This window comes from Kitasatospora sp. NPDC056273 (assembly GCF_042268845.1).
GTDB lineage: Bacteria > Actinomycetota > Actinomycetes > Streptomycetales > Streptomycetaceae > Kitasatospora.
Map to the genome: position 1 here is coordinate 21,570 of NZ_JBHJSJ010000024.1, position 11,466 is coordinate 33,035.

Annotated in this window: 13 protein-coding genes; 8 read left to right on the plus strand and 5 right to left on the minus strand. The window is 74.3% G+C overall.

What is annotated here, in order from left to right:
* The first annotated feature begins 138 nt into the window (after positions 1-138).
* The 3 genes from ACFCY1_RS22065 (at position 139) to ACFCY1_RS22075 (ending at position 2,785) form a co-directional block, all read left to right on the plus strand.
* The gene (locus ACFCY1_RS22065; protein ID WP_049655396.1) at positions 139-942 is read left to right on the plus strand and encodes an MBL fold metallo-hydrolase; all 804 of its coding nucleotides are present in this window, start codon (positions 139-141) and stop codon (positions 940-942) included.
* Between the two features lie 7 nt (positions 943-949).
* A complete protein-coding gene (locus ACFCY1_RS22070) occupies positions 950-1,381 on the plus strand; it encodes a nuclear transport factor 2 family protein (RefSeq protein WP_369808330.1) in 432 nt (143 codons plus the stop codon).
* Between the two features lie 138 nt (positions 1,382-1,519).
* Positions 1,520-2,785 (plus strand): NAD(P)/FAD-dependent oxidoreductase, encoded by a 1,266-nt coding sequence (locus ACFCY1_RS22075; protein ID WP_375875701.1) that lies wholly within the window; start codon positions 1,520-1,522, stop codon positions 2,783-2,785.
* 9 nt (positions 2,786-2,794) lie between these two features.
* On the opposite strand, the gene ACFCY1_RS22080 is transcribed toward ACFCY1_RS22075, so the two are convergent.
* On the minus strand, positions 2,795-3,772 hold the full coding sequence (locus ACFCY1_RS22080; protein ID WP_259316993.1) for a right-handed parallel beta-helix repeat-containing protein: 978 nt from the start codon (positions 3,770-3,772) through the stop codon (positions 2,795-2,797).
* A gap of 198 nt (positions 3,773-3,970) precedes the next feature.
* Here ACFCY1_RS22080 and ACFCY1_RS22085 point away from each other — a divergent pair, with 198 nt between their 5' ends.
* Positions 3,971-4,390 carry a DUF3592 domain-containing protein gene (locus tag ACFCY1_RS22085; RefSeq protein ID WP_117492909.1) on the plus strand — a complete coding sequence of 140 codons (420 nt, stop codon included), beginning with the start codon at positions 3,971-3,973 and terminating at the stop codon, positions 4,388-4,390.
* Positions 4,391-4,441: 51 nt separating this feature from the next.
* Here the strand turns inward: ACFCY1_RS22085 and ACFCY1_RS22090 are convergent, their stop codons facing one another.
* Positions 4,442-5,122, minus strand: coding sequence for a GPP34 family phosphoprotein (locus tag ACFCY1_RS22090; RefSeq protein ID WP_375875702.1), 681 nt, complete (start codon positions 5,120-5,122; stop codon positions 4,442-4,444).
* A 65-nt stretch (positions 5,123-5,187) separates the two neighbouring features.
* Positions 5,188-5,685: a Clp protease N-terminal domain-containing protein gene (locus ACFCY1_RS22095; RefSeq protein WP_375875703.1), complete on the minus strand. Its 498-nt coding sequence runs from the start codon at positions 5,683-5,685 to the stop codon at positions 5,188-5,190.
* A gap of 255 nt (positions 5,686-5,940) precedes the next feature.
* On the opposite strand from ACFCY1_RS22095, the gene ACFCY1_RS22100 reads away from it, so the two are divergent.
* From ACFCY1_RS22100 to ACFCY1_RS22110, 3 genes are all read left to right on the plus strand, one after another.
* Complete coding sequence (locus ACFCY1_RS22100) at positions 5,941-6,924, plus strand: S1C family serine protease (protein ID WP_375875704.1); 984 nt, start codon at positions 5,941-5,943, stop codon at positions 6,922-6,924.
* Positions 6,925-7,280: 356 nt separating this feature from the next.
* Positions 7,281-7,649 carry an RNHCP domain-containing protein gene (locus tag ACFCY1_RS22105; protein ID WP_049655414.1) on the plus strand — a complete coding sequence of 123 codons (369 nt, stop codon included), beginning with the start codon at positions 7,281-7,283 and terminating at the stop codon, positions 7,647-7,649.
* Positions 7,650-7,678: 29 nt separating this feature from the next.
* The gene (locus tag ACFCY1_RS22110; protein ID WP_049655418.1) at positions 7,679-8,107 is read left to right on the plus strand and encodes an RNHCP domain-containing protein; all 429 of its coding nucleotides are present in this window, start codon (positions 7,679-7,681) and stop codon (positions 8,105-8,107) included.
* 246 nt (positions 8,108-8,353) lie between these two features.
* Here the strand turns inward: ACFCY1_RS22110 and ACFCY1_RS22115 are convergent, their stop codons facing one another.
* Together ACFCY1_RS22115 and ACFCY1_RS22120 are read right to left on the minus strand one after the other, a co-directional pair.
* Entirely contained in the window at positions 8,354-8,770 is a 417-nt protein-coding gene (locus ACFCY1_RS22115) for a hypothetical protein (protein WP_375875705.1), read from the minus strand.
* Positions 8,771-8,776: 6 nt separating this feature from the next.
* Positions 8,777-9,331 (minus strand): universal stress protein, encoded by a 555-nt coding sequence (locus ACFCY1_RS22120; RefSeq protein WP_074005738.1) that lies wholly within the window; start codon positions 9,329-9,331, stop codon positions 8,777-8,779.
* Positions 9,332-9,613: 282 nt separating this feature from the next.
* Here ACFCY1_RS22120 and ACFCY1_RS22125 point away from each other — a divergent pair, with 282 nt between their 5' ends.
* On the plus strand, positions 9,614-11,404 hold the full coding sequence (locus ACFCY1_RS22125; protein WP_375875706.1) for an oleate hydratase: 1,791 nt from the start codon (positions 9,614-9,616) through the stop codon (positions 11,402-11,404).
* Positions 11,405-11,466 lie beyond the last annotated feature (62 nt).

Genomic DNA, 11,466 nt, shown 5'->3' on the forward strand with positions numbered 1-11,466 from the left:
GGCCTGTCTTCAAACTCGCGTCTGCGGGGCGACGCCGGGAGTTTGAAGACAGGCCCTAGGCCTTCCGGATGCGGACGGGCCGCGGACCGGTGATGCTGACGGCGAGGCGTGACCGGCCCGAGGAAGGACCAATCAAGCATGAGCGCACTCGACTTCGAGATCATCGACAGCCCCGACAGCTCGCTCAACAAGACCTCCGTCCTGGTCACCGGCCCGCAGGACGCGCTGCTGGTGGACGCCGGGTTCACCCGCTCCGACGGGCGCCGGCTGGTGGAACGGATCAGGGCGAGCGGCAAGGAGCTGACCACGGTCTTCGTCAGCCACGGCGACCCGGACTTCTACTTCGGCGCCCAGGAGGTCCAGGACGCCTTCCCGCGGGCCCGCTTCCTGGCCACCGCCACGACCGTCGAGCACATCCAGGAGACGTACGAGTCCAAGTTGCGCGCCTGGGCCCACCTGGGCCCGGAGCTGCCCACCCGGCTGGTGCGGCCCGAGGTGCTGCACGGGGACGAGCTGGTCTTCGAGGGCCACCGCTTCGAGCTGCGCGGCGCCGACTTCCACCTGCCGGACCGGCACTACCTCTGGCAGCACCACCACCGGGCCGTGCTGGGCGGGGTGCTGCTCTTCGAGGGGCTGCACGTGTGGACCGCCGACACCCCGACCTCCGCCCAACGGGCCGCCTGGATCGACCTGTTGGACGGCATCGAGGCGCTCCACCCGACCTGGGTGGCGGCTGGCCACCGGATCGCCGGCGCGCCCACGGACCTGAACGCCGTCGACCACACCCGGGCCTACCTGCGCGCCTTCGAGACCGAGATCGGCCGGGCCGCGGACGCGGCCGCCGCCAAGGAGGCGCTGGAGCGGCGCTTCCCGACGCTGGGGCTGCGGATCGCGGTGGACATCGGCACCAAGGTCGTCATGGGCGAGATGGCGTGGGGGTGAGCGGACGGTGATCGAGATCCCCCGGGACGTCGCCTCCTTCGCGGAGTCGCAGTCCCCCGCCGACGTGGTGCGCCGCCAGTACCTGGCCTCCGCCCGGGGCGACCTGGCCGCGCTGCGCGCCACCCTGGCCGAGGACGTGGAGTGGACCGAGATGGCCGGCTTCCCGCTGGGCGGCACCTACCGCACCCCGAAGGGCGTCACCACCAACGTGATGGAGCGGCTGGCCGCCGACTGGGACGACTGGACGGCGCACGACGACAGCTACGTGGTGGACGGCGAGGACGTCGTGGTCCTGGCCCGCTACACGGCCGTCCACAGGGCCACCGGAAAACCGCTCGCGGTGCGGGTCGCCCACCACTTCACCGTGCGCGGCGGCCGGATCGTGCGCTTCGAGCAGTTCACCGACACCGCGCTGGTCAGGGAGGCGATGACGGCCTGAGGCCCGCACGGGACCCTCGCGACGCCCGCGTTCACTCGTACGGGCGAGCGCGGCGCGGCGCGCCAGGCGCGGTCTCGACAGACCACCCGGACGGCGGCAGGCTGACCCCGACCACGGCCGGAGAACGAGGAGTCGAGCATGGCGGGCACGGACACCGGGACCACCGGAGCGGGCGGCGGGCGGCAGCGCCCGATCGTCGTCGTCGGGGCGTCCCTGGGTGGCGCGAAGGCGGCCGAGGCGCTGCGCGAGGCCGGGTACCGGGGCGGCATCGTCCTGATCGGCGAGGAGCACGAGCGCCCGTACGAGCGGCCGCCGTTGTCCAAGGGCTACCTGCAGGGCAAGACGCCCCGGGAGAAGATCTACGTCCACCCGCCGCAGTGGTACGCGGAGCACGACGTCACGCTGCGGCTGGGCACGGCGGTGGCCGAGATCGACCCGGCCGGGCACACCGTGACGCTCGCCGACGACGGCCGGATCGAGTACGCCAAGCTGCTGCTGACCACCGGCTCGGTGCCGCGCCGACTGCCGGTGCCCGGCGCGGACCAGGACGGGGTGCTCTACCTGCGCCGGGTCGAGGACAGCGACCGGATCAGGGCGGCGCTGCGGCCCGGGGCCCGGATCGCGGTGATCGGCGCGGGCTGGATCGGGCTGGAGGTGGCGGCCGCGGCCCGCGAGGCGAGCGCCGAGGTGACGGTGCTGGAAGCGCTGGAACTGCCGCTGCTGCGGGTGCTCGGCCGGGAGGTCGCCCAGGTCTTCGCCGACCTGCACCGGGAGCACGGGGTGGACCTGCGCCTCGGCGTGAAGGTGGCCGAACTGACCGGCGAGGGCGGCTCGGTGACCGGCGTGAAGCTCGCCGACGGCACGACGGTGGCGGCCGACGCGGTGGTCGTCGGCATCGGCATCGCCCCCGCCACCGGCCTCGCCGAAGCGGCCGGGCTGGAGGTCGACAACGGGATCAAGACCGACCAGCACCTGCGTACCTCGGACCCGGACGTCTACGCGGCCGGCGACGTCGCCAACGCCTACCACCCGCTGTTCGGCAAGCACGTCCGGGTCGAGCACTGGGCCAACGCGCTCAACCAGCCGCAGACCGCCGCCCGCGCGCTGCTCGGGCAGCCCGATGCGGTGTACGACCGGGTCCCGTACTTCTTCACGGATCAATATGATCTTGGCATGGAGTACGTCGGCTACGTCGAACCCGACGGCTACGACCGGGTGGTGTTCCGCGGCGACCCGGCCACCCGCGAGTTCATCGCGTTCTGGCTCTCCGGCGGCCGGGTGCTCGCGGGGATGAACGTCAACGTCTGGGACGTCACCGACCCGATCCGCGAACTGGTGCGCTCGGGGCGGGTGGTGGACACCAAGGCGCTGGCCGACCCGAAGGTGCCGCTCGGGGACCTGTAGGGTCCGGCCTCAGCCCACCGGGATGCCGGGGTTCACCAGCCCCCGGCCCCCGGTGACGGTGTTGCCCGCGCCGATCGTCACCGTGCAGTTCGCCGCGTCGTAGTCGGTCACGTCGATCGCGTAGCGGTCCGGGCCGGTGGCGCCGGTGAGGTCGGAGCGGTTGCCCCGGAAGACGGTGCCGCAGCCCCAGCCCGGCCGGACGCTGTGGACCTGGTAGCCGTCGTCGGTGGTGCGCCGGCCGGTGTTGTTCTCGATGACGTAGCCGTTGCCCTTCACGTCGACCCAGGAGTCGTCGTAGTTGCGCCCGGTGAGGCCGTCGCCGTCGAAGGTGTTGCCGGAGACGAGGCCGCCGACGGTGCCCTCCTTGAGGTCGACGTTCTCGGCGCCGATGTTCGGGCCGAAGGTGTTCCCGGTGATCCGCACGTAGTCGCTGTGGTCGGTCAGGGTGTTGGCGGTGCCGACGTAGACGCCCTCGCCCATGCCGTCCCGGCTGAGGCCGGTGTCGTGGATGCGCGAGCCGCGCAGCGTGCCGTGGGCGCTGGAGTTGCGGAAGTGCACGCCCTCCATGGTGGTGTGGTGGACCGTCACGTCGTCGAGGACCACGTAGTCGGCGGAGTCGGCCATGATGCCCTTCTGGGCCCCGGTGACGGTCAGCCCCTGGACGGTCCAGTAGCTCGCGCCGTCGAGGTGGAGGCCGTAGCCGCCGCCGGTGGGGGTGGTGAGGACGGCCTTCGCCGAGCCGGTGAGGGTGATCCGGGCGGCGGCGGTGCCGGGGGTGGTGGCCTTGAAGGTGCCGGTGTAGGTGCCGTCGGCGAGCTGGATGGTCTGGCCGGGCGCGGCGGCGGCGAGCGCGCTCTGGAGCTGCTTGGCGGTGCCGACCTTGACCACGGCCGCCGGGGCGGCGGAGTCGGTGGCCACGGCCGCGGGGGCGGCGCTGCCGAGGGTGAGGACGGTGAGCGCGGCGAGGAGAACGGGGCGCCTGGTCACGGACGGTGCTCCTTGCGGTGGTCGGGGCCGGCCGGAGGACGGGGCCGGTGGCGACAGGAACATGCCGTCGCCCAGAGTGGACTGGACCATTCCGAGGCGTCAAGAGTGCCTCCCCGCGCGATACTGGAGCCCTGGGGGAGCCTCGGACAGGGTCGGTCAGGATCGGTCGGGGTCGGACGGTCGGAGAGGGAGGCGGCGATGGGCGGCGGTACGGCCGGGTTCGCCGTGGTGGTGTTCGGCGCGCTGGGCGGCGTGGTCGCCTACCTCGCCGGGGTGGTCGGCCTGCGCGAACTGCGGAGGCTGCGCCGGGTCGGCGTCCCCGTGCGGGCGCTGGTACGCGAGCGTGCCGCGGCGCCGGAGGACCGCGCGCTGCCGCCGCGGCCACTGCTCCAGTTCGAGACCGAGGACGGCCGGGTGGTCGAGGTCTTCTCCCCCGTCCCCTCCACCGCCCGCCACCCGCTGCCGGACGGCGGCTTCGTCCCGGTCCGCTACGACCCGGCGGACCCGCGGCAGGTGCTGGTGGACGGGCGGGAGCGCGCGGGGCTGGAGTACGGGTTCCTCGCGCTCGGGGTGCTGGTGGTGCTCGGCTCGATCACCCTCGGCGCCGCGGTGCTCTGAGCGGTACGACGCACGCGGGCGGGCGGGCCTCGCCCGACCCGCCCGACGCACTCACATGGTGGCCGCGGTGGTCGCCGCCACGGTGGTCGCGATGGTGACGGCGGCCATGGTGAGCTGCACGGCCCGGATCGCCTCGCGGACGGAATCGGCCGCCCCGTCACCGGCGGCGATCTCAGCGAAGCGCGGCTCGACCTGCTTGCGGGGCAGGTCGGGGAAGGCCAGCCCGTGCAGCCGGGAGCCGTGCAGCAGGGCCACCAGGGCTGCGGTGCGCAGGTCCGGTTCGGCGCCGTCCAGCACCACCGCGGCCAGCCGCGCGCGCAGTTCGCGCTCCGCGCCACCGTCCGCCTCCGGGTAGCGGCGGACCGGGAGGATGCCCAGCGCGCGGCGGCGCTCCTCGACCACCAGGCCGCGCTCGCACAGCCGCGCGACGGTGTCGGCGACCACCGTCGACCGGTCCCTGGTCAGCCAGTCGGCCGCCTTGGCCTTGCCGGAGCGGCGTCCGGCGGCCCACTCGTCGAGGCGGGCCAGCCGCCCGTCCACCAGCGGTTCGCCGGTCGGGGTGCGGTCGGTGACGGTGAGCCGGCCCTCCTCGATCGCGACCCGCTCGGCCAGCACCAGCTCGGCCAGGATGCCGCCCGCGGCGGCCCAGGCGGCGGTGGCGGCGTCCTTCGCCACGCCGGACTCGTCGTCCAGCGAGAGCAGCATCAGCTCCTCGGCGAGGGTGACGTGCATCGGGGTGTCCCTTCTTCTCGGCTTCTCGGCTTGTCGCGGCCACGCGGGCCCCAGGCGCGTAGCCCTCAGCCCCGCAGGGCGTCGACCAGGCGTCGGGCCCGGGTGTCCTCCTCCAGCAACGCCCGGAGCAACCGATCAGTGCCCTGACCTGCGACGTCGGCCAGGTAGGCCTCCACCGAGCGAGGGTCGGCGGGCAGCGTCACCTCGCCGGAGTCGAGCGCGGCGTGCGCCCTGGCGTAGTCGAGACCGAGACCGGCGAGCAGTTCGCCGGCGCCGTCCTCCTCCACCGGCCGCGGCTCGTGGCGGGCCACCTCGTGCACGGCCAGCAGGGCGAGCAGGACGTGCTCGGTGCCGGGCGTACGGCGTCCGAGGCGCTCGGCCTGGGCGTCGGCCTCCGGCCGGATCCAGGCCGCCGGACCGGACGGGCCCGGCTGCAGCAGGCGCTTCCAGCGCGGGGCCGGGTGGGCGCGGCGGGCCAGCAGCGCCTCCCGGGTGGGGCGCAGCAGCGGGTCGAGGGCACCCGGCGCGGCCGGGTCGCCCGCCGAGACCGGCGAATCCGGCAAGTCCGGTGGGTTCGGTGGGTTCGGTGAGACCGGCGAGTCCCGCCGGTCCGGCTCCGGCACGGTCGTTTCCATCGGCCCTCCCACGACTGCGGCTTTACTCGGACTATACGCTCGCTTTTCCTTCTCTTGGGCATTTTCCGCACGTCAAGAAAGCGTCAGGACGGCGCCGGCGGCAGGCCCGGAAGACCGGGCGCCCCACCGTTGTTGCCATCTGGTGCCATCGTGAGAACCGCGCCCGCGAGAGGGGTGAGCACCATGGCCGACACGCTCCCCGGGCCGGGCCTGGTCCCCGAGGCGCAGGCGCCGCTGGACGCCTACTCCCGGGTCGTCACCTCCGTCGCCGCCGCGCTGACCCCGCGGGTCGCCGCGCTCCAGGTGCCCCGGCGCGGCCGGGGCGGCTGGTTCAGCACCGCGCTCGGCTCGGCGGTGGTCTTCACCGAGGACGGGTTCCTGCTCACCAACGCCCATGTGGTCGGCCACGCCGACGCCGGGACGCTGGCCTTCGCCGACGGCACCACCTCCCCCTTCCACACCATCGGCGCCGACCCGCTCTCCGACCTGGCCGTGCTGCGCGCCGACGGGCCCACCCCGTCGCCGGTGACGCTCGGCGAGGCGACCGGCCTGAGGGTCGGGCAGCTGGTCGTGGCCGTCGGCAACCCGCTGGGCCTGGCCGGGTCGGTCACGGCGGGCGTGGTCAGCGCGCTCGGCCGCTCGATCCCGGCCCGCTCCGGCAGCGCGGTGCGGGTCATCGACAACGTGATCCAGACCGACGCCGCGCTCAACCCGGGCAACTCCGGCGGCGCGCTGGCCACCGCGGACGGCGAGGTGGTAGGCATCACCACGGCGGTGGCCGGGAACGGGCTCGGCCTGGCCGTCCCGATCGACGCCACCAGCCGCCGGATCGTCGCCGCGCTGCTCGCCGACGGCCGGATCCGCCGCGCCTACCTCGGCCTCGCCGGGGTGCCCGCGCCCCTGCCGCCCGCCCTGCGCCACCGCACCGGGCAGCGCACCGGCCTGCGGATCGTCGAGGTGGTGCCCGGCGCGCCCGTCGACCGCGCCGGGCTGCACGAGGGCGACCTGCTGCTCACCGCCGCCGGGGAGCCGATGGGCAGCGCCCAGGCCCTCCAGCACCTGATGCTGGCGGATGCGATCGGCCGCCCGCTCCCGCTCACCGTCCTGCGCGGCGAGGCCTTGGTCGACGTGCTCGCCGTCCCGGCGGAGCTGCCCGCCGACGACTGACCGGGAGCCCGGACCGTCGGCAGGGCCGGGGCCGGGACCGAGCGCCGACGGCATCCTGGTCACCTCCATACCGACATCGTGCGCGCCCTTATGTCCGGCGCCGCGGCAAGGGCCCGAGCGGGGAGAAAACCGTTGGCGCCCGGGCGACCGGCGTGATTAGGCTGACGCCGTTCCGTACCGATCGACCCGGGCTGCCGCCCAACCGGAGAGGGTGTCTTGATGTCCCGGATCGCGCCGAGTGCGCCTCGCCACCGTCCGACGACCACCGTCTGACGAGCATCGCCTGACGACCAGTCGAGGCCGCTCGGCCTGCTCTTGCTGCCACTGCACGAACCCCCCAGCAAGGAGCACCCCGGGTGTCCAGCACCTCCAGCACTCCCCCCGTTCTGAAGACCTCCACCTTCGCCTGCGCCTGGTGCGGTCTGACCGTCTCCACCTACGCCGCCGACGGCACGCGGCGCAACCACTGCCCGTCCTGCCTGCACTCGCAGCACGTCCTCGACCACGTCGAGGGCGGGCCGAGCGACTGCCTGGGCCGGATGTCGCCGATCGCCATCGCCGTGCTGCGCACCGGCGACTGGACGGTCGTCCACCGGTGCGTGCGCTGCGACGAGCTGACGTCCACCCCGGTCTGCACGGACGACAACCAGCTCGTCCTGATGCGGATGGCCGTCCGTCCGCTCGCCCAACCGCCGTTCCCGCTCGAAGCGTTCGGCACCCTCTGAAGCGCGCCCGGAAGAGGGAGGACCGAACCATGCCACGACGCAAGAACACCGGCGGCGGGGGCCGGCGGGACCGCCGCCCACAGCGGTACAAGGACGTCCTGCACGGGCAGGGCGGGCACCGGGCGCACGCCTTCCGCTGCGTGGACTGCCGGTTGGACGTCCCGCTGGACGCCCCCGGCACCGCCCACCGCAACCACTGTCCGAACTGCCTGGCCAGCCGTCATGTCGACGGCCGGACACCCGGCGACCGGGCGGCCGGCTGCGGCGGCCGGATGACGGTGCTGAGCCTGTCGGTCCGCGCCGACGGCGAGTGGATGATCATCCACCAGTGCCTGTCCTGCGGCGAGTTGAGCGCCAACCGGATCGCCGGGGACGACAACGCCCTGGCCCTGGTCCGGCTCGCGCTCAAACCCTTGCAGGACACCACCGTGGCGCACCGCACGATGCTCACGCTGTAGGCGCGCGTCCCCCGCGCGTCCCCGCACGTCCCCGCGCGTCCGACCGGGACGCGCCTGTGACCGGGGCGCGCGGGGCGGTCGCGGCGGGCCCGTCCGTACGGGCGGGCCCGCTGTCCGAACCGTCGACCGCTCCGCGCGCCCGGCCACCTGTCCCCACCGGTTCGCCGGGGGGCTCCGGATACCGGCCGGAGCCCCGGCTCCTCGGCGCGGTCCGTCCGTACGGGCGGACCGTTCACGGGCCGCGCCTCAGACCGGGCGGTCCGGGCGCAGCAGCGCCACCCGCACCGAGCGGCGCGGGAGGGCGGCGGGCAGGGCGGCCAGCAGGGCGGCGGCGGTGAACACCGCGTAGTGCCCGGCCTCCACCCACGGTCCCGCCCAGCCGAGTTCGCCGTGGTGGTGCTCGGCGAAGGCGTTGCGGCAGAGCCAGGCGGCCAGGCCGATCAGCGGCGCGGCCGCCGGCCGGGAGCGGCGGCCGACCAGGGCGCACAGCGCCAGGTAGCCGGCGTACGGCAGCGGGCCCGAGTGCAGTTCGCCGAGGACGCCGAGCACCAGCGCCACTCCGCCGCCCGCGAGCAGCGCCACGCTGCCCGCGGTGCCGGCCGACAGCCGCTCCAGCACGGGGTGGTAGCGGGTGCCGCCGGGGCGGGCCGAGTACATCCGCACCGCGGACTACCGCTCCGCCGCGAGGAGTTCGGGCGCGGGCCCGACCGGCAGGTGCCAGCGGGTGCGGCGGTGCAGGGCCTCCAGGTCGTGCAGCAGCTCGGGGGCCGGGACGGTGAGCACCGGGCAGCCGGCCCGCCGGGCGCAGTACGCGGGCACCGCGCGCCGCAGCCGGCGGCGCAGCGGGCCGCCGCTGTGGCCGAGGACCAGCAGGTCGTCCGGCCGGTCGGCGATGTGCAGCAGGGCCGGGCCGGTGTCGCCGCGGACCAGCACCGGGCGCATCGGCACGCCGGGGTCGGCGCCGCCGAAGGCCGCGTCGAGGGCGTCCCGCAGCCGCTGGTCGGCGGCCTCCCGGACGGCGGCGAGCAGCGGCGGGCAGGGCGAGCGCCGGTAGCCGTGTTCGCCGCCGGGGGGCTCCCAGGCGAGCACCGGCACCAGGACGGCGCCGCGGTCGCGGGCCTCGGCGGCGCCGCGGTGCAGTGCGGCCAGGCTCCCCAGCGAGCCGCTGACCCCGACCACCACCCTGGGTGCCGCGCCGTCCTCGTGCCGCCCGTTGCCGTGCATGTTCCGTCCTCGTGTGGTCGTGTTCTCCGTCGCCCCCCAGCCAACCGCCGCGCCGGGGCTGACCTGCGCTCCTTGACGGCTTCCTGACGTCCCGGAGGGCGTTCCCAACGCGCTCCATACGCGGCCCGCCGGGTTCCCGCGCCGCCGGGACCACCCGCGTCTCACCCGTTCGGCCTACTCAGCGGGCGAAGATCACCGCCGGATGGGTGGATGGAGACGGCCCGCCGGGATTCGGCATGCCCGCCGGGCGGTTCGATGTCGAACGTTCTAGGGAGCACGGGCTTGTACTACAGCAGCGGCAACTACGAGGCGTTCGCCCGGCCGAGGAAGCCCGAGGGGGCCGACCGCAAGCGGGCCTGGTTCGTCGGGTCGGGGCTCGCCGCGCTGGCCGGGGCGGCGTTCCTGGTCCGGGACGGCCAGGTGCCCGGCGAGCGGATCACGGTCCTGGAGCGGCTGAAGCTGGCCGGCGGCGCGCTGGACGGGATCGAGGTGCCCGAGAAGGGCTTCGTGGTCCGCGGCGGGCGCGAGCTGGAGGACCACATGGAGTGCCTGTGGGACCTCTTCCGCTCGGTGCCCTCGCTGGAGGTCGAGGGCGCCTCCGTCCTCGACGAGTTCTACTGGCTCAACAAGGACGATCCCAACTTCTCGCTCCAGCGGGTCACCGAGCGGCGGGGCCAGGACGCGCGCACCGACGGCCTGTTCGCGCTCGACGACAAGGCGCAGAAGGACCTGGTCCGGGTCTTCCTCGCGACCCGGGAGGAGCTGGAGGGCAAGCGGATCGACGAGGTCTTCTCGCGGAACTTCCTGGACAGCAACTTCTGGCTGTACTGGCGCACCATGTTCGCCTTCGAGGAGTGGCACGGAGCGCTGGAGATGAAGCTCTACCTGCACCGCTTCATCCACCACATCGGCGGCCTGCCGGACCTGTCCGCGCTGAAGTTCACCAAGTACAACCAGTACGAGTCGATGGTCCTGCCGCTGACCCGCTGGCTGACGGACCAGGGCGTGCGGTTCCGCTACGAGGTCGAGGTCACCGACATCGACTTCGACCTCGCCCCCGGCAGCGACGGCTCCCCCGGCCGCAAGCAGGCCACCCGGATCCACTGGCGGGAGGCCGGCCGGGAGGGCGGGGTGGACCTCGGCCCGGACGACCTGGTGTTCACCACCATCGGCTCGCTCACCGAGAACTCCGACGACGGCGACCAGCACACCCCGGCCCGGCTGGACGAGGGCCCCGCCCCGGCCTGGGACCTGTGGCGCCGGATCGCCGCCAAGGACCCGGCCTTCGGCCGCCCCGAGGTGTTCTGCGGCAACATCCCGGAGAGCAAGTGGGAGTCGGCGACCGTCACCACCCTGGACCCGCGCATCCCGCGCTACATCCAGAAGGTCGCCCGGCGCGACCCGTTCGGCGGCGGGGTGGTCACCGGCGGCATCGTCACCGCCCGGGACTCCTCCTGGCTGCTGAGCTGGACGGTCAACCGCCAGCCGCACTTCAAGCAGCAGCCCGCCGACCGGATCGTGGTCTGGGTCTACTCGCTGTTCGTCGACCGACCCGGCGACTTCGTGAAGAAGCCGATGCAGGACTGCACGGGTGAGGAGATCACCCAGGAGTGGCTGTACCACCTGGGCGTCCCGGTCGGCGAGATCCCCGACCTGGCCGCGAACGCCGCCCGCTGCGTGCCGGTGATGATGCCGTACGTGACGTCCTTCTTCCTGCCCCGGCACGCGGGCGACCGGCCGGACGTGGTGCCGGAGGGCGCCGTCAACTTCGCCTTCATCGGCCAGTTCGCGGAGACCACCCGGGACTGCATCTTCACCACCGAGTACTCCGTGCGCACCGGCATGGAGGCCGTCTACCGGCTGCTCGACGTCGAGCGCGGCGTGCCCGAGGTGTTCAACTCCACCTACGACGTGCGCAAGCTGCTCGCCGCCACCACCCGGCTCCGGGACGGCGCCGAACTCGACCTGCCCGGGCCGGAGTTCCTGCGCAAGCGGCTGCTGCGCCGGCTGGAGGCCACCGAGATCGGCGAGCTGATGCAGGAGTTCGGGCTGATCGAGGACGAGCGGAGGTAGCCGGAGCGCGCTGTCGGCGCTGACGGCGGTGGGGGGGGGGGGGGGGGGCCCCCCCCCCCCCC